Raw genomic sequence first — 22543 nt, 5'->3', positions numbered from 1 at the left:
AATTTTGTTTAAAACAGAAAATAAATGATAACATCCGATCAAATTAAAGATCTTTCATCCCGCCTTACAGCGCTAAGGCAATATCTTTGACATAGATGCCAAACGTATAGAAATTAATAATGAAGAAGAGCAAACGTTCGATCCTAATTTTTGGAATGATTCTAAAGCTGCCGAAATCATTATGAAATCTCTTCGGAATAAAAAACAATGGGTTCAAGAGTATGCTAAGTCTAAAACTTTAGTTGAAGATTTAGAGGTGCTTTACGATTTTTATAAAGAAGAGGAAGCCACTTTAAAAGAGGTTGAAGCTAAATTCGAACACGCCCAAACTGTTATTGAAGATTTAGAATTTAAAAACATGTTGTCTGAAGAAGGCGATAGTTTAAGTGCAGTGCTACAAATTACAGCTGGTGCTGGCGGTACCGAAAGCTGCGATTGGGCGCAAATGCTAATGCGCATGTATTTAATGTACGCCGAAAAAAACGGATTTAAAGTTAAAGAACTAAATTTTCAAGAAGGCGATGTTGCCGGTATAAAAACAGTGACTTTAGAAATTGAAGGCGATTATGCTTTTGGTTGGTTAAAAGGTGAAAATGGTGTACACCGTTTGGTACGTATTTCTCCTTTTGATAGTAACGCAAAACGCCACACAAGTTTTGCATCGGTGTATGTGTATCCTTTAGTCGATGATACTATTGAAATAGACATAAACCCTGCAGACATAGACATTACAACAGCTCGTTCTAGTGGTGCTGGAGGTCAAAACGTAAATAAAGTGGAAACTAAGGTGCAATTAACGCATAAACCATCGGGCATTCAGATTTCTTGCAGTGAAACGCGCTCGCAACACGATAACCGGTCGCGAGCTATGCAAATGCTAAAATCTCAACTTTACGAAATCGAACTTCAAAAGCAACTGGCACAACGTGACGATATTGAGGCCGGCAAAATGAAAATTGAATGGGGAAGCCAAATTAGAAACTACGTGATGCATCCTTATAAATTAGTAAAAGATGTAAGAACGGCTCACGAAACTGGAAACGTAGATGCAGTTATGGACGGCGATATTTCGGCATTTTTGAAAGCGTATTTAATGAAGATGGGGCAACAAGAAACCGAGAGTAACATCTTATAATTAGCAACACTATAATTATACACCGATTATGATAAAAATATACCACAACCCTAGATGTAGCAAATCTAGACAAGGCTTAGAAATCTTAGAAAATTCTGGAAAGGAATTTGAAATTATAAAATATTTAGACACCGTTCCTAACGAAAGTGAATTAAACGCCGTAATTAAATTACTAAATATTTCACCTTTAGAACTCGTAAGAAAAAACGAAGCGGTTTGGAAAGACTCCTACAAAGATAAAACGCTAACCGATAGCGAAATTATAGCGGCAATGGTCGCACACCCTAAACTTATAGAGCGGCCCATAGTTATTAACGGCAAAAAAGCTGTTATTGGACGACCACCCAGTGCTATACTAAAAATAATTTAATTTAAAAAAGCTGCAAAATTTATACATTTGCAGCTTTTTTATTTTAACAAATCTTTAACCAAACACGATTAAACCAATCTTTAATTTTGCCGTCTTACTCACTAAACCTATCGAAATTAAAACAAAATAATGCAAAAAGTATTTTTATCATTTATTTTTATTGCCCTCTTTTCAACAACAAGTTGGGCGCAAAATAAAAGTAACAGCGAAGTTATTGTCTCAGGAAAAATTCAAGACAAAGACACGAAAACACCTTTAGAATATGCTACTGTAGTGTTAAAAAGTAATATTCCGGGCAAATTAGCAACTGGAGGTATAACCAACGAAAATGGAGAATTTAATTTTTCTGTTGAAACAGGAACCTATACCGTTTCGTTTGAGTATATAGGCTTTAAAACACAAGCGGTTGCCGATAAAATCATTACTAAAGATATTAATTTTGGTATAACATATTTATCCGAAGATGCCCAGGCGTTAGGCGAGGTTGAAATTATTGCTGAAAAAACAACCGTTGAAATAAAACTGGATAAAAAAATCTATAACGTAGGAAAAGATTTAACCGTTCGCGGTGGTACTGTAAGTGACGTATTAGACAATATCCCTTCGGTTTCTGTAGACGTTGAAGGTAATGTCGCTTTACGTGGTAACGATAACGTACGCATTCTTATTAATGGTAAACCCTCTGGTTTAGTAGGATTAAATTCCTCTGAAGCCTTACGTCAATTACCAGCAGAATCTATAGAACGCGTAGAAGTAATTACGTCCCCATCTGCACGATACGATGCTGAAGGTACTGGTGGTATTTTAAATATTATTCTAAAACGTAGTAAATTACAAGGTCTAAATGGTGCCATTACTGCCAACGCAGGTTATGCACCAGCTGCCGGACTCTCTGGAAATATAAACTATAGAACTGGAAATATAAATATTTTTAACACGACAGGATATAGCTACCGAGAAGTGCCGGGACAATCGACAACGTCTAACCGTTATTTTAATAAAGATTATGATGCCAACGGAATACTTATTGCCGATAATCCAGACACCTATTTAGATGAAAGTAGTGAATACGATAGAATAAGAAAAGGATTCAATACGAATTTTGGAGTGGAATGGTATGTCGATGATTCTGCGTCATTAACAACCTCTGTTTTTTACAGAAATAATGATAATGAAAGTAATACCGCTAATACGGTACAACGTTTTGATGAGAATAGAAACTTAACATCCACTAGTTTACGTTTAGATCCAGAATTAGAAGATGATAAAACAATTCAATATGCTTTAAATTTCGATAAACGATTTAATGATAGCGGCCATAAATTAACTTTCGATTTTCAATATGAAGATACTCAGGAGAATGAAAACTCTTTAGTTAACACTAACGGATTAATTTCTGAAAAAGTAGGTAATTTAGAAGATCAACAACGTATTTTATTACAAACGGATTACGTGTTACCTATTGGCGAAAAATCGCAATTCGAATTAGGATACCGTGGAAACTTTAATAACACCACTACAGATTACTCGGTTGCTTTTTTAGACACCGACACCAATACGTTTGAGAGTAGTTCCGACTTAACAAACGTCTTTAAATACAGAGAATACTTAACTGCTGTTTACACTCAATTTGGTAGTAAAATAGGAAAATTTTCTTACCTTTTAGGTCTGCGTTTAGAAAATACTCAAATTACTTTAGACCAACCAACCAGTGGAGATTTTAGTAAGAAAGACTACACCGGCTTATTCCCAACTGTAAATTTAAGTTATCAATTAACCGAGAAAGAAAGTGTAACCTTAGCCTATAGCAGACGTTTAAGAAGACCTTGGTCATTTTTCTTAAACCCGTTCCCATCGCGCTCTAGTATTACGAACGTGTTTCAAGGAAACCCGGACTTAGACCCGAGTTACTCTGGCCAAGTTGATTTAGGTTACATAAAACGTTTTGGCAAATTTACTTTCGATACCTCTGCCTATTATGCACACGCCACAGATGTCTTTAACTTTATAAGTTACGATTCAGGAAACACCGTGTTAATAGAAGGTGAGCAAGTACCTGTTATTAACCGTGGTCCTATAAACTTATCAACGGAAGATCGTCTTGGGTTTGAATTTACGCTAGGCTATCGTGCATCGAAAAAATGGAACATTAACGGAAACTTTAACTTTTTCCAGAATGAAACTGAAGGTATCACACCAAACGGTTTAGATTTAAGTAATAAAAGTACGAGTTGGTTTGCAAGAATTAACAATAAATACACATTGCCAGGTGGCGTAGAATCTCAAACACAATTATTCTATAGAGGCCCTAGTGAAGATGCGCAAAATACTAGAGAAGGATCATTCTCTACAAATTTAGCCTTTAGTAAAGATGTGTTCAACGAAAGAGCTTCTATTTCCTTTAATGTGAGTGATTTGTTTAATAGTAGAAAACGTGTTCAAACAACAACAACGCCTACGTTTTATGCAGAGAGCGAATTTCAATGGAGAGAACGTAGTTTTAACTTATCGTTTACTTACAGATTTAATCAGCAAAAAAACAGACAGGAGCGCCAAAGAAATTCAAATGGTGGTGGGGAAGAGTTTGAAGGCTAATCGCCTTAATACAATTAAATACTAAAGAATTACTATAAATTCTTATAAGGATTACCAACACATATTAAAACCTGAACAGTAGAATTACTGTTCAGGTTTTTTGTTTTGTGGGTTTTTAATTGCAATCCGGCTTGTTGGCAATCTATACACCAATTTGATTTGCAACAAAGTGATTAAATTTAAGATAGAACTGTATAGCTAGAGAAACTTTAAGACTCTAATTGTTATTTCGATGGCACGTTTAACAACCGTTTAAGGCAAACCTCAGACCTGAAAAAGTATGCCTCTCACGCTAGAACATAAAAAAAGGGAAACTGAATAGTTTCCCTTTATAAATATATATAATTTAAAAATTAAGCATCGCGCTTAGCTTTCTTTTCATCTCTAATTTCTTTTAAGCGCTCCATAATACTTCCACCAATCCAGTAAGGAATAATAAAAGCTGTTAAAAATATCATTAACCAAAACCCTATGGTTAAAATAGTTACGAATGCTAAAAAGCCTAAATATTGGTCAAATTCGAACATAATTGATTGTGTCTTGTTTTATATGTAAAGCAAAGATAAGATAAACTGCTTTTTTAAACAATACAAAGTCAATAATTATTAACAGATTTTGTGAAAGGCGCTAAAAATTCTAGTTTAAAAAAAAAGAGCCGTCCGGTTATAGCGCCTTTTAGTGGTCTTAAAATGATACTTTTTAAATTTAATTAGACCACTACTCTATGCTTCAGATTATAGGGTCTCATTAATTAATTGTTTAAATACACTAGATTTTTTCAGATGAAGAAAGCCCTCTCTAGTTTTACATTTAACTTTCAATATGTAAAATCGTTACCTTTTTTGAAACGGGATAAATTCCGAAGAAAAAAACTGAATAGTGCTAAATATCTTATGTTTGTAAATAATAAATGCACTTAAAATTGTAAATTTGTGGGACTAAAATAAACCACAAATTATGGAATTTAGAATAGAAAAAGACACAATGGGCGATGTAAAAGTGCCTGCAGATAAACTTTGGGGCGCACAAACGGAACGCTCTAAAAACAACTTTAAAATTGGTCCAGCAGCCTCAATGCCCTTAGAGATTGTTCACGGATTTGCTTACTTAAAAAAAGCGGCCGCTTATACAAACTGTGAACTTGGCGTTTTATCTAGCGAAAAAAGAGACTTAATTGCTACTGTGTGTGATGAGATTTTAGAAGGTAAACACGACGACCAGTTTCCATTAGTCATTTGGCAAACGGGTTCTGGTACGCAAAGTAATATGAACGTGAATGAGGTGATTGCAAATAGAGCTCACCAATTGGCAGGACATGTGGTTGGTGAAGGAGAAAAAACGATTCAGCCAAACGACGATGTTAACAAATCGCAATCGTCTAACGATACCTTTCCAACAGGAATGCATATTGCTGCCTATAAAAAAGTAGTAGAAAACACGATTCCTGGGGTTATTAAATTAAGAAACACCATCAACGAAAAAGCAATTGCTTTTAAAGAGGTTGTAAAAATTGGTAGAACACACTTGATGGATGCGACACCTTTAACACTTGGTCAGGAATTTTCTGGTTATGTGGCGCAATTAGACTACGGCTTAAAAGCTTTAGAAAACACATTACCACATTTAAGCGAAATTGCTTTAGGCGGAACCGCTGTTGGTACGGGATTAAACACGCCAAAAGGATACGATGTTTTGGTAGCGAAATATATCTCGGAGTTTACAGGGAAACCTTTTATTACAGCGCCAAATAAATTTGAAGCTTTAGCGGCTCACGATGCTATTGTAGAAACGCACGGCGCATTAAAACAATTAGCCGTATCATTAAATAAAATTGCTAACGATATTAGAATGATGGCTTCGGGCCCAAGAAGTGGTATTGGTGAGATTAATATTCCAGCAAACGAGCCAGGTAGCTCTATTATGCCAGGAAAAGTAAATCCTACACAATGTGAGGCTTTAACAATGGTTTGTGCACAAGTTATGGGTAACGACGTTGCTGTAACTGTTGGTGGTATGCAAGGACATTACGAACTTAACGTCTTTAAACCTATGATGGCTGCAAACCTTTTACAATCTGCTCAATTAATAGGTGATGCGTGTTCGAGTTTTAACGCGCATTGTGCTAGCGGAATTGAGCCAAACTACGATGTCATTAAGCAGTTATTAAATAACTCTTTAATGCTTGTTACCGCTTTAAATACTAAAATAGGATATTATAAAGCAGCTGAAATAGCTAACACAGCACACAAAAATGGTACAACCTTAAAAACGGAAGCTGTAAACTTAGGTTACGTTACTGCTGAAGAATATGACGAATGGGTAAAACCAGAAGAAATGGTGGGGTCACTTAAATAATCGACTAGACTATTATATTAAAAGCCAAAATGCATCACTGCATTTTGGCTTTTTTAGTTTCAGTAAGTTTCGTTTATTTTAAGAGGCAGACGAAGGTTACAAAGCGACATATCTTGTTTACATATTCTATTCTCTTTAATAAGAAATTGAAACTATAACCTTATTTTTTAACTCTTGACTTCTGACTCAAAAATCTGTATTCCATTTTTATTGTACTGTTGTAATGATCACCAAAAACCCCACCTTCAAACCCCTAGAAACTCTTCTATTTGTCTTATATTTGAGGTATGAAAAACGCATTAAACAATTCAAAATATAACATTATTGCTATTATTATCTTCGAAATAATTACGTGTAGTATTTCGTTTTCAGCAAATTTTAGCGACCATAGTATTATGTCGACAATTATTAAGTGGACACCAGCAATAATCGGTATTTCTACCCTTTTTGTTTATTTTGTTTCTAGACTTTTCATCAAGAAACTGAACTGGATTATTACGATTTTAGGAATTATTTTAATGTTATATGCGGCACTCACTATCTATGGTACCGATTTTTCACAAACGCTATAAAACAGTTATACACTATGTCTATATTAATAATTAACATACAAGAACTTCTTCAAGTTAGAGAACCTAATGTTTTAAAGGTTTCTGGTGAAGAAATGAAAACACTTCCAACATTACAAAACGCTTATTTGTTAATCGAAAAAGATACGATTATAGATTTTGGCACAATGGATAATTGTAAAGGTATTACAGCCGATACCACCATTGATGCGTCAGGAAAAATCGTTATGCCCACCTGGTGCGATTCTCATACTCATATTGTTTACGCAGGAAATCGCGAGCAAGATTTTGTAGATAGAATTAATGGATTAAGTTACGCGGACATTGCTAATCGCGGTGGCGGCATTGTAAATTCTGCCGAAAAATTACAAAACACTACCGAAGACGCTCTTTACGAACAGTCTGTAGGGCGTGTAAAAAGCGTTATGAAATTAGGAACTGGAGCATTGGAAATTAAATCGGGTTACGGACTAACAACCGCGGCCGAAATAAAAATGCTACGTGTTGTACAACGTATAAAAAACGATTTCCCTATTAAAATAAAAGCGACTTTTTTAGGCGCACACGCTTTACCAAAAGAATATAAAGAGAATAAAGACGGTTATATTGATTTAATTATTGATGAAATGCTGCCAAAGATCGCTGAAGAAAATTTGGCAGATTATGTCGATGTTTTTTGCGAAAAAGGCTATTTCTCTTTAGAAGATACCGAGCGTATTATGGAAGCTGGAAAAAAATACAATTTGGTCTCTAAAATTCACGTGAATCAATTTAATGCTTTTGGTGGTATCGCTTTATCTGTAAAACACAACGCGTTAAGTGTAGATCATTTAGAAGAGTTAAATGACGATGATATTGCTGCTCTAAAAGGAAGTAATACCATGCCAGTGGCCTTGCCATCGTGCTCTTACTTTTTAAGTATTCCATACACACCTGGCCGAAAAATCATAGACGCTGGTTTACCGCTTGCCTTAGCCTCCGATTATAATCCGGGGTCAACGCCGTCAGGAAATATGAATTTTGTAGTTAGCACCGCATGCATAAAAATGAGATTAACACCAGAAGAAGCTATTAACGCGGCAACAATTAATGGTGCGTATGCCATGGGGATTTCTAACGCTTATGGCAGTATTACAAAAGGTAAAAAAGCAAATTTAATTATTACAAAACAAGTGCCTAGTTATAACTATTTGCCCTATTCGTTTGGAGAAAACTTGATTGAAAACGTTATTATAAATGGAAAATTACTAGAATAGCTTCTGCCCCACTTTACATATTAAACACTAGATTCATATAAAAAAAAGACCTAAAACTAACGCGTTTCAGGTCTTTTTATTTTATGCTTTATGGTTGTATTGTACTATCTATTTCTTTAAATTAAAACAATTATTTTAATATAAATTGAGAACTAGAAACTAAATCGGCACCATTAAAAACGTTTACTCTATAACGTCCTTCCTCGAAATCGTTATCTGTTTTATTTATTATAAATTCGCAAATATCTAAGTTAACGTCTTCATAATTAAATTTACTAATTACACTATAGTTCAAAATATCCTCACCAAAAGTAATTTGTTCATTCGCACCTAAAATATTGTTTTTAGGATCTATAACTTGTACATACAACTCTTTATCTCCTGCTTTTACTAATTTATTTTTAGCCACAGTAAAACAGATTCTTAGTTTATCGCTACGTCTTGCACGCTCAGTAGGAATTAACTTTCCCGATGAACGTTCGATAACACCAAAACCTTTCAAATTTAAAGCGTTTAAAACGGACGCATTCTCTACGACATTTGCTAGTTCTGTATTTTGCATTAATAACGAATCGGTAAACATTGTACGTTCTTCTAAACGCACTTTAGTACTGTCTAAAGAAGAAGATAACAATACATTACGCACCTTTAATTCATCATTTTCGGCTAGAACAATATCCATTTCTTTTTGTAAAGCAATATACTTGCTTTTGTAGCGCCAAAGGCTTTTAATATTGGTTTCAGACACCTTTAGCGAGTCGATTAAACCATCAATTCTAGCTTTAGCTTCGACTAAGTTCTGATTTGCCACCCTGCTTTCACCCATTGCAACCTCATATTGGGCAGACATTGCGGTTAAATCTTTAAGTACAGTTGCTTTTTCTTCCGTTAATTGTTTTTCCGTCTCTTTACTGTTTTTGTACAATGAAGATGAAAAGATACTTAAGCCAATAAAAAGTACAATAGCAATTCCTAAAGCGACTTTTAAGCCAGTATTTGCTGTATTATTTGTCATAATGAAATATTTAATATAGTTTAGTTAGTGATAAATTTAATGAATTAATACGCTATCTTTTTAAGGTTTTCAATAAATAAAACTGTAATTTTAAATTTCATTAAACGCAGTTATTATTTGTATGGATAAACTTGTTTTATTAACTAACACGACACTCGAATTGCTTACAAAAACACGTTCGGGAGAAACTAAATTCGGCGAACATTGTAAAGTATTAGCTTCAACTAACGAAATATACGATAATATAAAAAATTTAGACGTTAATTATGTTATATTAGGTATACCTGAAGATGTCGGGGTTTATGCCAATCTCGGTAACACCGGAACTTCGAAGGCTTTTGAAGCTACAATTAAAGTTTTGTTAAATATACAAAGTAACCCTTTTACTCACGCCGATAAAGTTCTTGTTTTGGGTCATTTAGACTTTTCAGAGGAAATAATGGCGATGCCTGCTTTTGATAGAGAAAACCCGAAAGAATTAAAAAAGTTAAGGCGATTGGTTGATCAAATTGATAAAGAGGTTAGCGACGCCATTTATACCATTGTTAAAGCGGGCAAAACGCCTATTATTATTGGTGGCGGACATAATAATGCCTATGGTAATATTAAAGGCGCATCTCTCGCACTCAACCAATCTGTTAACGCCCTAAATCTTGATGCACATACCGATTTTAGAGCGCTCGAAGGCCGACATAGTGGTAATGGTTTTAGCTACGCCTACGCGGAAGGATTTTTAGATAAATACTTTATGTTCGGGTTACACGAAAATTACATATCAAATGCTATCTATGACTCCTTAAACTCAAAAAAGGCCTTAAATTATAATACGTTTGAAGACCTGGAAGTGCGAAAAAGTTTAAGTTTCAAAAACGAGTTGAAACGGGCGTTAGAACACATCGGCAAAAAGCCTTTCGGAATTGAAATAGATTGCGATGCTATAAAAAACATACCCAGCAGTGCAAAAACGCCCAGCGGTTTTTCGGTAGAAAAAGCACGACAGGTGATTCATTTCTTCGGAAAACATAAAAATGCAACATATTTACACATTTGCGAAGCCGCACCAAAGAAAAAACAAGCCACTACCGTAGGGAAACTAATCACCTATTTCATTACCGATTTTATAAACGCAAATACAAAAAACGAGTAAAATAATAGTTGTAAATTTGTCACCTATCATTTTGTGCTTCGCAATGACAACACATTATACTTTAAATTCCCAATGACTAAATGTCTTTAACAATAGTTCCTTTTACGCCCGATAACGCTGCAGCTTTTTATAACTTAAATATAGAATGGCTTAGCGCATTATTTGAAGTAGAGCCTTACGATGAAAAAGTGCTCTCGAATCCTGAAACGTATATAATTAATAAAGGCGGATTTATCTTTTTCGCTAAACTTGAGGGTACCATTGTAGGGACTTTTGCACTAATACCTTTACCTAATCAAGACGCTTACGAACTCACAAAAATGGCGGTCTCACCAGATTATCGCGGACAAAAAATTGGTCAGCAGCTTTTAGAATTTTGTATCGATTTTGCGACCCGAAAAAACGATTTCCGATTACTGTTATATTCTAGCCGTAAGTTAGAAAATGCTATTCATTTGTATAGAAAATATGGTTTTAAAGAAATTCCTGTTGAAGACCACTGTGTTTATGAGCGCTGTGATATTAAAATGGAATATAAGCCAAATTAAATAAGGTTCTGTAATTGCACATATTGAAGTAAAATAACCGTTTTAGCATCTCGAATGCTGTTATCTTTTAAAAGTTGTAACGCTTCAGTGAATGGCATTTCCAAAACGGCTATCTCTTCATTTTCACCCTCCAATCCGCCGCCAGAATTTATTTTCATTTCTGGTGTATATTCGGCAACAAATAAATGCATTTTTTCGGTAATGGCACCTGGTGACATATAAACTTCCATTATTTTTATAGCGGTTGGTAGTCGGTAGCCCACTTCTTCCTCCGTTTCTCGAAGTACGCACTCAAGCGGCTTTTCATTTCCATCTATAAGCCCTGCACAAACTTCAATCGACGTCCCTTCATTTTTAGTATTCAAATACGCAGGCATTCTAAATTGTGCCGTTAAAATAACCGTTCGCTTTTCTGAATTATATAATAAAACACACGCGGCATCACTGCGATTATAGACTTCGCGAGATACCGTTCGCCATTCTTTATTTTTGAACTGAAAATCGAAATTTATCCGATTTAAAAGAGCCCATTCATTAGATAATGTGATAATTTCAACATTTTTCACTTTGTGTGTCATAGCAGAACGATTTAATTTGTTGTAAAGTGCAATATATTTATAAGCTACTAATTTTTAGTCTGAAATAAACAAATTATATTTATCCTCAAATAAAAAATAGTTAAATGAGAACCACCAATATTATAGTATTAGCGGCATTATTAAGTTTTAGCAGCTGCAAAACAGACGAAAAAACGGACGTTAAAACGGAAGACACTACAAAAACAGTAGTAGAGGCACCAAGAAAAACACCTTTAGAGATTATTCCAATAAACCACGCCACGATGAGCATTGAGTACGGTGTCGATATTATTTACGTTGATCCTGTTGGCGATTTTAAAGCTAAAAACCTTAATATGTCTCCAAGTTATATCTTGATAACTGATATTCACGAAGATCATTTTAGTTTACAAACCTTAGAATCTTTTAATTTACAGGGTACTAAAATTATAGCACCTGCGGCTGTAAAAGAAAAAATGAGCAAAAACTTGGCAGCACAGACCATTGTATTAAATAATGGAGAAATACAAGAAGCACGAAATTTCTCGGTTGAAGCGGTACCAATGTACAATCTAAGAGAAGAAGCGCTTAAATACCACCCGAAAGGACGAGGTAACGGTTATATTTTAACCTTGGGTGAACAGCGTATTTATATCTCTGGTGATACGGAAGATATTCCTGAAATGAGAGCGTTAAAGAATATTGACAAAGCATTTATTTGCATGAATTTACCGTACACTATGACGGTTAAAAGTGCGGCAGACGCTGTTGTTGCTTTTGCTCCAAGAGAGGTATACCCTTACCATTACAGAGGTACAGAGGGTTTAAGCAATGTTGAATTATTTAGAGAATTAGTATTACAAAGAAATAATAATATTGAAGTAATCCAGTGGGATTGGTATAAAACTAAAGAATAGTAATAGTCTAAATACCTAAGGTTTGTAATAAATAACTTTAGCTTTTAAATGCAAAAAGACGGTCTTTTCAGACCGTCTTTTTTTATATACAATTAGTATTTAGCGCTCTTAAAATTAGCGTACTAACTTTTTATACTTAAGACGTTTAGGCATTAAATCACCACCCAATCGCTTCTTTTTATTTTCTTCGTATTCACTAAATCCACCTTCAAAGAAATACACTTGCGAATCGCCTTCAAATGCTAAGATATGCGTACAGATACGGTCTAAAAACCAACGGTCGTGAGAAATAACTACGGCACATCCTGCAAAGTTTTCTAATCCTTCCTCTAACGCACGAAGCGTATTCACATCTAAATCGTTAGTAGGCTCATCTAATAACAATACGTTTCCTTCTTCTTTTAAAGTCATTGCTAAGTGTAAACGGTTACGCTCTCCACCAGACAATAATTTTACTTTTTTATTTTGTTCGCCTCCAGAGAAATTAAAACGACTTAAATAAGCGCGGGAATTCACTTCTTTTCCGCCCATCATTACCAACTCTTGCTCGTCGCTAAAGTTTTGCCAAATTGTTTTTTCTGGATCAATATTAGAGTGTTTCTGGTCTACGTAAGCTATTTTTGCTGTATCCCCCACTTTAAACTCTCCTTTATCTGCCTTTTCTTCACCCATAATCATTCTGAAAATGGTTGTTTTACCTGCACCGTTTGGTCCGATAACTCCAACAATACCTGCTTGTGGTAAATTAAAGTTTAAATCTTCATATAGCAATTTGTCATCGTAAGCCTTACTAACGCCCACAGCTTCAATTACATTTGTACCTAAACGCGGTCCGTTAGGAATGTAAATCTCAAGCTTTTCGTCCAGTTGTTTTTGGTCTTGACTCATTAACTTATCGTAGTTATTAAGTCTGGCCTTCTGCTTTGTTTGTCTTCCTTTTGCACCCTGACGTACCCAGTCTAACTCGCGTTCTAATGTTTTTTGACGTTTAGAAGCTGTTTTGCTTTCTTGCGCCATACGTTTCGATTTTTGATCTAACCAAGACGAGTAGTTTCCTTTCCACGGGATACCTTCACCTCTATCCAATTCTAAAATCCAACCTGCCACATTATCTAAGAAATATCTATCGTGCGTTACAGCGATAACAGTTCCCTTATATTGTGCTAAATGGTGCTCTAGCCAATGTACAGATTCTGCATCTAAGTGATTGGTAGGCTCATCTAGCAATAACACATCTGGCTCTTGTAATAATAAGCGACACAATGCGACACGACGACGCTCTCCACCAGAAAGCACACTAATTTTTTTATCACCATCTGGCGTACGTAACGCATCCATAGCAATTTCTAATTTGGTATCTAATTCCCAAGCGTTCGACGCATCAATTTGATCTTGAAGCACAGATTGTCTAGCCATTAACTTATCCATTTTATCGGCATCGCTATACACTTCTTCTAAGCCAAACTGGTCGTTAATTTTATTATATTCGTCAAGAATAGCAACAGTTTCTGCCGCTCCTTCTTTTACAATTTCTAAAACTGTTTTCTCTTCGTCTAGTTTTGGTTCTTGCTCTAAATAACCTACTGTATAATCTTGCAAAAACGTAACATCACCTTGAAAATTATTATCAACCCCTGCTATAATTTTTAATAATGTAGATTTTCCCGAACCATTAAGACCTAAAATTCCAATTTTAGCCCCATAGAAAAAACTTAAATATATATTTTTTAGAACTGGCGTATTCGCACCAGGAAATGTCTTGGTTAAACCAGACATCGAAAAAATTACTTTTTTATCGTCAGACATATTTATTTATAATTTATTATTCATTACTCCGCTTTATTCCAAACGCTTCAATTTACATTCTCTATACTCTTCCCTTCAAGGCATTAAAAACCCATGCAATAGCAAAGAAACCAATTCCTACCGATGCAAAACCCCATCCTGCCACATCATCGTATCTAAAAGCGCCTAAAGCGATAAGCCCTAGTCCTACTATTATCATTATTGTAGTAGCCCAAGCTAGTACCGTATTTTTATTCATTGCCATTACAGTCTTCTTTTAAAATTAGTGCAACCACAAATATCGTTGTTTTAGTGATAATACGCACATTTTATAGGGCTTAATTTTTAAAATTTATAGTTAATAACCAAGGGGTAATAACCAATTATAGTGCACTCTTAAAGGTCGCTACAGCTTTTTTTAACTCCGTATTTAATGCTTCATTTATGATTTTATCTTCGGAAAAATTATCGTTAAAAAATGGCAGTGAAAACGTTTCTGTTATTGTTGCATTATGTAAAGGAAAGCGTTCTTTGGCCATTGCTAATACTGAAGAGCCACCACGACTACCAGGCGAGGTTGCCATAAGAAGCATTGGTTTATTAAAAAACGTTTTTGACTCGATACGAGACATCCAATCGAAGGCATTTTTAAAAGCTGCTGAATACGCGCCATTATGTTCTGCTAAAGAAATGACCAACCCATCGGCTGTTTTTATTTTTTCTAATAAGCGCTTAGCATTTTCAGGAAACCACTCTTTCACTTCTTTATCGACTCCAAATAGAGGCATTTTATAATCGTTTAAATCTAAAACTTCGGTCGTTTCCTTTTCTATTAAAGAGCAAGTGTATTCTACTAATTGCTTATTTATAGATTGTTGACTAGTACTTCCCGCAAAGGCAATAATTTTCTTCATAATATTTCGAAATTTTAATAGCAAAAGTAAACAAAATACTTTGTTTCTTTAAATATACTAAATCCACTTTTAGGACTTTCGTAGGTGTTTCAACTTTCGTACTTTAGCCAAAATATACAATTTCACACTAATGGATATCAACTTCAATAAAAACGAGGATCATAATAAGCTTCTAGTTTCAGATTTAAAAAAACGTCTTGTACATGTAAAACTTGGTGGCGGAAAGAAACGCATCGAAAAATTACACGCTCAAAATAAATTAACGGCTAGAGAACGTATTAATTATTTATTAGATTCGAAGAAACAATCTATTGAAATTGGTGCTTTTGCCGGAGACGGTATGTACGAAGAGCACGGGGGTTGCCCATCTGGTGGTGTAGTTGTTAAAATGGGTTATGTAAAAGGAAAACAATGTATTGTTGTTGCCAACGATGCCACGGTTAAAGCCGGTGCGTGGTTCCCTATTACAGGAAAAAAGAATTTAAGAGCACAAGAAATTGCTATAGAAAATAGACTTCCTATTATATATCTAGTGGATTCTGCGGGAGTTTATTTACCACTGCAGGATGAAATTTTCCCTGATAAAGAGCATTTTGGTCGAATTTTTAGAAATAATGCGATAATGAGTAGTATGGGAATTACCCAGATTGCTGCAATTATGGGAAGTTGTGTTGCTGGTGGGGCCTATTTACCAATTATGAGCGACGAGGCTATAATTGTAGAAAAAACAGGAAGTATTTTTCTTGCGGGAAGCTATTTAGTAAAAGCGGCCATTGGTGAATCTATAGATAATGAAACACTTGGTGGTGCAACAACGCACTGCGAAATTTCTGGGGTAACCGATTACAAAGCTAAAGATGATAAAGATGCTTTAGATAAAATTAAAAATATTATTGATAAAATCGGTGATTTTGACAAAGCTGGTTTTAATAGAATTGACGCTAAAAAACCTACTGAAAATCCTGAAGATATTTATGGTATTTTACCTAAATCGCGTGCCGATCAATACGATATGTATGAAGTGATTAAACGCTTAGTAGATAACTCAGAATTTGAAGAATATAAAGCAGATTACGGAAAAACCATTATTACAGCGTACGCTAGAATTGACGGTTGGGCTGTTGGTATTGTTGCCAATCAACGTAAATTGGTAAAAACAAAAAGAGGTGAAATGCAATTTGGAGGTGTTATTTATAACGATAGCGCAGACAAATCTACACGATTTATAGCTAACTGCAACCAAAAGAAAATTCCTTTAGTGTTTTTACAAGATGTTACCGGTTTTATGGTAGGAAGTAAAAGTGAGCACGGCGGAATTATTAAAGATGGTGCCAAAATGGTAAATGCTGTTAGTAATAGTGTGGTCCCTAAATTTACGATAATTATTGGTAATAGTTATGGAGCTGGAAATTACGCAATGTGCGGTAAAGCTTACGATCCAAGATTAATCGCGGCGTGGCCAAGTGCTGAGTTAGCAGTAATGAGTGGTAAAAGTGCTGCCAAAGTATTGTTACAAATTGAAACGGCATCGCTAAAAAAGAAAGGCGAAACCATTACTAAAGAAAAAGAAGAAGAACTTTTTAATAAAATTAAAAAACGTTACGATGAGCAAGTTTCGCCATATTATGCGGCATCTCGTATTTGGACCGACGGTGTAATCGATCCTTTAGACACGCGTACTTGGATAAGTATGGGTATTGAAGCAGCAAACCACGCGCCTATAGAGAAGAAATTTAATTTAGGTGTTATTCAGGTTTAATATTGAGTAGCATTTAAGACGCAATTAGTTATAGAAAAAAAAGGAACGCATTGGCGTTCCTTTTTTTGTTGCTATTAATCTCTACTCTTATTTTATAGCTTCTACTAATCGTATAAATTCTGCCCTATACCCTGCTTTATCTGCTCCTCTTCCTGCTTTTGCTAAAGCAACAACATCTTTTGCTGTGGTGCTATTATAAAACTGAGAGTCTCTTAATTGCATTCCGAATAAAACTACCGAAGCCGCAAAACTCATATCTTCGGAAGGTGATTCAGTAGTATCTGAAGCCACGTGAATCATCTCGATACTTTTATCTCCGTCGGGTTTTTTGTATCTAAATTTTACCGTTAGCAATTCATCAGAAAACGCTGTATTTGTTTCATTTTTCGTGTATTTTAAATCGTTAAATACTTCTAAGTACTCACTTTTCACGCCTACAGGCATCACTTCGTACAATGCCGTTACCGAGTGACCGCTTCCCAATTCGCCAGCATCGATAGCGTCGTTTACAAAATCTTCATCTTCCAATAATCGGTTTTCATATCCTATTAATCGGTAGGCTTGTACCTTACTCGGGTTGAATTCCACTTGAATTTTTACATCTTTAGCAATCGTATATAGCGTGCCGCCAAATTCCTTTCCAAAGATTAATTTGGCTTCTTGCATAGTATCGATATACGCGTGATTTCCGTTGCCTTTATTAGCTAGTAATTCTAACTTATCATCTTTATAGTTCCCCATTCCGAAACCTAAAACCGATAAAAATACACCTGTTTTTCTTTTTTCTGTGATTAATTCTTCCATCGCCAAATTACTTGAAGCGCCAACATTAAAATCGCCATCGGTAGCCAAAATAACACGATTGTTTCCGTTTTTCTTAAAGTTATCAGTAGCTAATTTATAGGCTAATTCTATGCCTTGGCCACCAGCAGTACTCCCTCCGGCCGCTAAATCGTTTAAAGCTTTTAAGATTTTATCTTTATGTTTTCCAGAAGTCGGTTTTAAAACAACGCCTGCAGCTCCAGCATAAACAACAATAGATACGTTATCTTTTTCTCTTAGCTGATTAACTAACAAACTAAACGCCGATTTTAATAACGGCAATTTATTTGCTGAATTCATTGATCCCGAAACATCAATTAAAAAAGTGAGATTTGACGCCGGGATAGCCTCATTTTCATACGTTTTACCCTGCAAACCAATTTTTACTAATCGTGTGTTTGCATTCCAAGGTGTTTTTATCTGCTCTGTATTAATAGAAAACGGAGCTTCATTTTGAGGTTGTGGATAGTTATAACTAAAATAGTTCACCATTTCCTCTATTTTTACCGCATTTGCAGGAATATCTTGTCCGTTATTAATTAATCGTCTTACATTGCTATACGACGCTTTATCAACATCTATAGAAAACGTAGATAACGGAGATAGTTTTGTACGTTTAAACTTATTTTCGTGAATTTTAGTGTATTCTTCGTTGCTTAAGGCTTCTGTATGAAAAGTGGTATTAGGTGAATTAGGCGCTTTAAATTGGCTGTTTTTAGTGGTAATAACTATAACCCCATTCTTCCCTTGACTACCATACAACGCGCTACCTGCAGCACCTTTAATTACATCAACGTTATTGATTTCATTTGGGTTTAAAGAGTTCAGTGTATCATCTGTAGAAATCACACCATTTATAACAACCAAAGCCTTAGTACCCTCTCCTTTAATAGATCTGTTACCACGAAGTACAATTTTTCTTGTACCACTATTAATCTTTACACCAGACACTTTACCCGATAGGGATTGAACAACATTAGGATGGTTAGCTCGCGTTAATTGCTCCGTACGTACTACTTGCGTGCTGTACCTAATTCTATCTTTTTTTCTTTTTGTCCCCAAGGCCGTGATCACAACTTCATCTAACGACTCTTTATCAAGTTGCATCGCAAAACTTAACGTTGATTGTCTTCTTATTTTTCGTTCTTCGGTACTATAACCAACAAACGAAAACACTAAAACAACACCGCGTTCCACTGAAATAGTATATTCCCCGTCAAAATTAGTTTGCGTTCCAGAAGTTGTGCCTTTAGCCACTATAGTAACACCGGGCAACGCGAGTCCGCCTTCATCCGAAATAATTCCAGAAACGGTTTGTTGATTTTGTGCGTATAATTGCACCGAAATGAGAAAAATAAATAATGTATAGAGTCCTGTTTTCATAATCTATGGTTTTAAAGTTTATAGTAAAACTATAACCAAAGACGCTAGAATAAAACCGATAATGAGTGAAACGCGTGTTTGAATGAGTGAACGCTAAATTATTAACTATTCAATAATGTCTGATAAAAGATACAATACCGTTTCACGTTTATAATCAAGAACAAAGAATTGACTTACGCTTTCGGACACACAGATGAATTTAGAAGAAAAAGCTGCTTTGCTATCGCCTCAAAATCATTAATAAAAGTACGACTTGATTTCGTAAAGCTATTGAATCGCTTTACCTTAAAAAGGTCTTAGAAATACACTAGAAATGAAACTGTTTTTAATAAAATACTGATAAATTTTATGCCTTTTTTAAAAGGGCTAACGTTTTTTGACGTTGAATTTTTCCTGACGTCGTTTCAGCAAAAGCGTCTATAAAATAAATAGCTTTCGGTTTTTTATAATTTTCCAATACTGCAAATACTGAAGGGGTTATAATCATTTCATCACCTTCAATAACAAGAATTAACGCTTCACCTAAGCGATCATCTGCTTCTGAAGCTATAAAAAAACGAGAATGAATTTGGCGTTTTAAAGCCGCTTCAATTTGTTCGGGATGCATTTTTACACCACCAGAATTAATTACATTATCAAAACGTCCCAACCATTTAAATGTGGTTGTGGACTGTAATTCGACAATATCATTCGTCACAATTTTACTATCTAATAAAAGAGGAGCTTCAATAACTAAACATTCGCGATCGTCTTGATAAATTATAATATTTGGTAGAATTTCAAAACTTAAAAGAGCGGTGTTTACAGTTGAAACCTCGGTTATAGTCGATAAATTATTGAGCTGTTTCACGGCAATATGAGAGACTGTTTCTGTCATTCCATACGTTTCGTAAATAGTGGTTTTTAACGGCTGTATTTTATCTAATAAAGCGTTAGAGACTGGTGCGCCACCCACAATAAGTTGTTTTATATTCTGTAATCTATCCTTAGTTTTTAAGAGCTGCATTGGTACCATTGCAACGAAATCGTAGACCGTATCTCTATTAAAATCAACGTCCGATTGTGGCGAGACGCCATCTATTTCCAAGCCTAAAACCATAGCACGAACCAACATCATTTTTCCTGCAATATAGGTCGCAGGTAAACACAACAATGCTGTGCTTTTCGGTTTTAAATTGAAATAAAGTCCCGTTGCTAAAGCCGAATTAACCATCGCTTGCTTTTGTATCTCAATCGCTTTCGGCGCGCCCGTAGAACCCGATGTTTTCGCGTGTAAAACGGGACTATCTTCTAACCATTGCAAGAGAAATTCACCTATTTCCTTTTCAAAAACTGCGCCTTCTTCAATAAAAAAGTGAGCCTTTTCTTTTAAAGTTGTAGTCGTGAATGCGCTTCCATTCAGTTTAAAATGAGGATGTATCGTTTTATAATCGGGCATTCTCTATATCATTATTTACCGCTTCCGTTGGTACTTCTTCAATTTTTCCGAAAAGCTTATCCTGCCAATTATTCCATTTATAGCGTTTACTAAATATGAATAGTAGTATCGGGAACACTACAAAAACAGGTAGAATAATTTGAAAAACACTAAACTCTAAAGGGTCTGACACATCTTTTAAAATAGAATGTGTTTGAAACGCCGTCCAATCGGCTGTAACTAATAACGCCGTAAACAAGTTATTCGCCGCGTGAAAACCCAAAGCGAGCTCCAAACCTTCGTCCATTAACGTTATTATTCCCAAGAAAAAACCAGTCCCAATATAATACACCATAATAAAGTAGCCTATTTTCCCTACTTCGGGGTTAGCAATATGCATCACGCCAAAAATTACCGATGTAATCACCAATGGCAACCATCGGTTTTTTGCCATAACACCAATACCTTGCATTAAATAACCACGAAATAAATACTCTTCAAAACTGGTTTGAATTGGTACTAATACAATAGCAATAGCCGCCAAGAATAAGAAGGGAACCAACTCGAAATTGAATAAATAATGCTCCGGAGATACGATATAATCGACTAAAACTAATGCCGAGGACAAAATACCCCATAAGAAAAAGGAAAACCAGATGCGTTTCCAATCAATCTTTTTTCTAGAGGTTGTAAGCGACGTTATGGTCTGTCCGTGAATGTATTTTACCCAGAAAAACAAAGCTCCTAAAGCAATTGCCATAGGCACTAAACTTTCAATTAGAAATCGGTTTTTGCCTTTACTTGCCACTTCTTTTCTAATAATAGCATCGACATCTAAGTCTAACACTTGTATCATTAAAAACTGAAGTGCCATCATTCCTAAAAATAACCCTGGAATAATAAAATATTTCCAATATCCTAATTTCCCCGTATATGCTTGTTGAATGTAATTCATATTAATCTAAGTTAAAATCCCATGTCTTAGTTGTACTATAATGTAAAGCTCCTTTTTTCACTTCCAGAGGCGAGTCGAAATTATTAGTAAATAAATTCCCTGTCCCTAAACCTTGAGGCTTATTATTCTGTTTTAAATGCGTGTATTGTGCAATAGCGTTTAAACCGACATTACTTTCTAACGCACTCGTAATCCACCAGTCTATATTTTGGTTTTTGGCTAACTCAATCCATTCATCCGTACCTTTAAAACCGCCGACAAAACTAGGTTTTAAAATGATGTATTGCGGCTTAATATAGTGCAATAACTCTTGCTTTTTTTCTTTTGAAAACACGCCAATTAATTCTTCGTCTAAAGCAATCGGCAAAGGAGCGTGTGCACACAAATGTGCCATAGCATCCTTTTGATGTTGTTTTATAGGCTGCTCGATAGAATGTAATTGTAACTCTGCTAAGCGTTTTAATTTCTCTAACGCATTTTCTGCTGTAAATGCACCGTTCGCATCCACACGTAATTCAATATCGCTAGGTAAAAACTCTTGCCGAATAGACTTCAATAATTCTATTTCTGTTTCAAAATCGATGGCTCCAATTTTCATTTTAATACACGAAAATCCAGCGTCAATTTTAGCTTTTATTTGTTTACTCATAAACGTTTTTGTACCCATCCAAATCAATCCGTTTATAGGAATCGATGCTTTTCCTTTTGTAAATTCTGAAGGAAATAATTGAAAAGGATGCGACGCTTCTAAAGATTTAAAAGCCATTTCTAAACCTATTTGAATACTTGGGAACTCCATGTTTTTAGACCATAGAGAAGCTAATCCCTCTCCAATATTTTCGCAGGTGTATTTTAATTGTGGTTCGTAATCCGGACGGTCATCTATAGACAATCCTCTTAAAATACCACATTCGCCTACTCCCGTTTGATTGTCCTTTTTTAAAATAATGAACCACGTTTCCTTCGTTTTCAAAACGCCTCGCGATGTCCCGCTAGGCTGTTTAAATTCTAAAATATGCTTGTAATAATTTGCTTTCATAAGTC

The 22543-nt window shown here is 35.2% G+C and carries 20 protein-coding genes; 10 read left to right on the top strand and 10 right to left on the bottom strand.

Going from position 1 to position 22543, the window contains the following annotated elements:
• Positions 1-24 precede the first annotated feature (24 nt).
• The 3 genes from prfB (at position 25) to ES676_RS10105 (ending at position 4100) form a co-directional block, all read left to right on the top strand.
• Positions 25-1135 (top strand): peptide chain release factor 2 gene (gene prfB, locus ES676_RS10115; protein WP_148370208.1). Its coding sequence is split into 2 segments (ribosomal slippage): positions 25-87 and positions 89-1135, totalling 1110 coding nucleotides; the frame shifts between segments, so codons are not numbered across the junction.
• Between the two features lie 28 nt (positions 1136-1163).
• Complete coding sequence (arsC, locus tag ES676_RS10110; RefSeq protein ID WP_148370207.1) at positions 1164-1505, top strand: arsenate reductase (glutaredoxin); 342 nt, start codon at positions 1164-1166, stop codon at positions 1503-1505.
• Between the two features lie 129 nt (positions 1506-1634).
• On the top strand, positions 1635-4100 hold the full coding sequence (locus ES676_RS10105) for an outer membrane beta-barrel family protein (protein WP_148370206.1): 2466 nt from the start codon (positions 1635-1637) through the stop codon (positions 4098-4100).
• 353 nt (positions 4101-4453) lie between these two features.
• Here ES676_RS10105 and ES676_RS14720 read toward each other — a convergent pair whose 3' ends face one another.
• On the bottom strand, positions 4454-4627 hold the full coding sequence (locus ES676_RS14720) for a hypothetical protein (RefSeq protein ID WP_170234447.1): 174 nt from the start codon (positions 4625-4627) through the stop codon (positions 4454-4456).
• A gap of 430 nt (positions 4628-5057) precedes the next feature.
• Here ES676_RS14720 and fumC point away from each other — a divergent pair, with 430 nt between their 5' ends.
• The 3 genes from fumC to hutI all read left to right on the top strand — a co-directional run bounded on the left by fumC (position 5058) and on the right by hutI (position 8280).
• Positions 5058-6455: a class II fumarate hydratase gene (gene fumC / locus ES676_RS10100; RefSeq protein ID WP_148370205.1), complete on the top strand. Its 1398-nt coding sequence runs from the start codon at positions 5058-5060 to the stop codon at positions 6453-6455.
• A gap of 287 nt (positions 6456-6742) precedes the next feature.
• The gene (locus tag ES676_RS10095; protein ID WP_148370204.1) at positions 6743-7027 is read left to right on the top strand and encodes a hypothetical protein; all 285 of its coding nucleotides are present in this window, start codon (positions 6743-6745) and stop codon (positions 7025-7027) included.
• Between the two features lie 14 nt (positions 7028-7041).
• Positions 7042-8280: an imidazolonepropionase gene (gene hutI, locus ES676_RS10090; protein WP_148370203.1), complete on the top strand. Its 1239-nt coding sequence runs from the start codon at positions 7042-7044 to the stop codon at positions 8278-8280.
• A 130-nt stretch (positions 8281-8410) separates the two neighbouring features.
• Here hutI and ES676_RS10085 read toward each other — a convergent pair whose 3' ends face one another.
• A complete protein-coding gene (locus tag ES676_RS10085) occupies positions 8411-9295 on the bottom strand; it encodes a chromosome partitioning protein ParA (protein ID WP_148370202.1) in 885 nt (294 codons plus the stop codon).
• Positions 9296-9416: 121 nt separating this feature from the next.
• Between ES676_RS10085 and ES676_RS10080 the strand changes: the two genes are divergently transcribed.
• Both ES676_RS10080 and ES676_RS10075 read left to right on the top strand, forming a co-directional pair.
• Complete coding sequence (locus tag ES676_RS10080; protein ID WP_211357862.1) at positions 9417-10442, top strand: formimidoylglutamase; 1026 nt, start codon at positions 9417-9419, stop codon at positions 10440-10442.
• An 80-nt stretch (positions 10443-10522) separates the two neighbouring features.
• The gene (locus ES676_RS10075) at positions 10523-10990 is read left to right on the top strand and encodes a GNAT family N-acetyltransferase (protein WP_148370200.1); all 468 of its coding nucleotides are present in this window, start codon (positions 10523-10525) and stop codon (positions 10988-10990) included.
• Here the strand turns inward: ES676_RS10075 and ES676_RS10070 are convergent.
• Positions 10987-11568 carry an NUDIX domain-containing protein gene (locus tag ES676_RS10070; RefSeq protein ID WP_148370199.1) on the bottom strand — a complete coding sequence of 194 codons (582 nt, stop codon included), beginning with the start codon at positions 11566-11568 and terminating at the stop codon, positions 10987-10989. The two genes, ES676_RS10075 and ES676_RS10070, sit on opposite strands and share 4 nt — an antisense overlap.
• A 104-nt stretch (positions 11569-11672) precedes the next feature.
• Between ES676_RS10070 and ES676_RS10065 the strand changes: the two genes are divergently transcribed.
• Positions 11673-12464 (top strand): MBL fold metallo-hydrolase, encoded by a 792-nt coding sequence (locus ES676_RS10065; protein WP_148370198.1) that lies wholly within the window; start codon positions 11673-11675, stop codon positions 12462-12464.
• 114 nt (positions 12465-12578) lie between these two features.
• Here the strand turns inward: ES676_RS10065 and ettA are convergent, their stop codons facing one another.
• The 3 genes from ettA to ES676_RS10050 form a co-directional block, all read right to left on the bottom strand.
• On the bottom strand, positions 12579-14270 hold the full coding sequence (ettA, locus tag ES676_RS10060) for an energy-dependent translational throttle protein EttA (RefSeq protein ID WP_148370197.1): 1692 nt from the start codon (positions 14268-14270) through the stop codon (positions 12579-12581).
• Positions 14271-14331: 61 nt separating this feature from the next.
• Positions 14332-14514, bottom strand: a complete 183-nt coding sequence (locus ES676_RS10055) for a CAL67264 family membrane protein (RefSeq protein ID WP_148370196.1) — start codon at positions 14512-14514, stop codon at positions 14332-14334.
• 118 nt (positions 14515-14632) lie between these two features.
• Positions 14633-15163: an NADPH-dependent FMN reductase gene (locus ES676_RS10050; RefSeq protein ID WP_148370195.1), complete on the bottom strand. Its 531-nt coding sequence runs from the start codon at positions 15161-15163 to the stop codon at positions 14633-14635.
• Positions 15164-15293: 130 nt separating this feature from the next.
• Here ES676_RS10050 and ES676_RS10045 point away from each other — a divergent pair, with 130 nt between their 5' ends.
• Complete coding sequence (locus ES676_RS10045) at positions 15294-16922, top strand: acyl-CoA carboxylase subunit beta (RefSeq protein WP_148370194.1); 1629 nt, start codon at positions 15294-15296, stop codon at positions 16920-16922.
• Positions 16923-17009: 87 nt separating this feature from the next.
• On the opposite strand, the gene ES676_RS10040 is transcribed toward ES676_RS10045, so the two are convergent.
• The 4 genes from ES676_RS10040 to ES676_RS10025 form a co-directional block, all read right to left on the bottom strand.
• On the bottom strand, positions 17010-19127 hold the full coding sequence (locus tag ES676_RS10040) for a VWA domain-containing protein (RefSeq protein WP_148370193.1): 2118 nt from the start codon (positions 19125-19127) through the stop codon (positions 17010-17012).
• 346 nt (positions 19128-19473) lie between these two features.
• Positions 19474-20565, bottom strand: coding sequence for an AMP-binding protein (locus ES676_RS10035; protein WP_148370192.1), 1092 nt, complete (start codon positions 20563-20565; stop codon positions 19474-19476).
• Entirely contained in the window at positions 20552-21499 is a 948-nt protein-coding gene (locus ES676_RS10030) for a CPBP family intramembrane glutamic endopeptidase (protein WP_148370191.1), read from the bottom strand. Before ES676_RS10030 ends, ES676_RS10035 begins: the two co-directional genes overlap by 14 nt.
• A 1-nt stretch (position 21500) precedes the next feature.
• A complete protein-coding gene (locus ES676_RS10025) occupies positions 21501-22538 on the bottom strand; it encodes an o-succinylbenzoate synthase (RefSeq protein WP_148370190.1) in 1038 nt (345 codons plus the stop codon).
• Positions 22539-22543 lie beyond the last annotated feature (5 nt).

The sequence above is a fragment of the Bizionia saleffrena genome (assembly GCF_008086175.1).
GTDB classification, from domain to species: domain Bacteria; phylum Bacteroidota; class Bacteroidia; order Flavobacteriales; family Flavobacteriaceae; genus Bizionia; species Bizionia saleffrena.
This window is presented reverse-complemented; position numbering and strand designations above follow the sequence as displayed.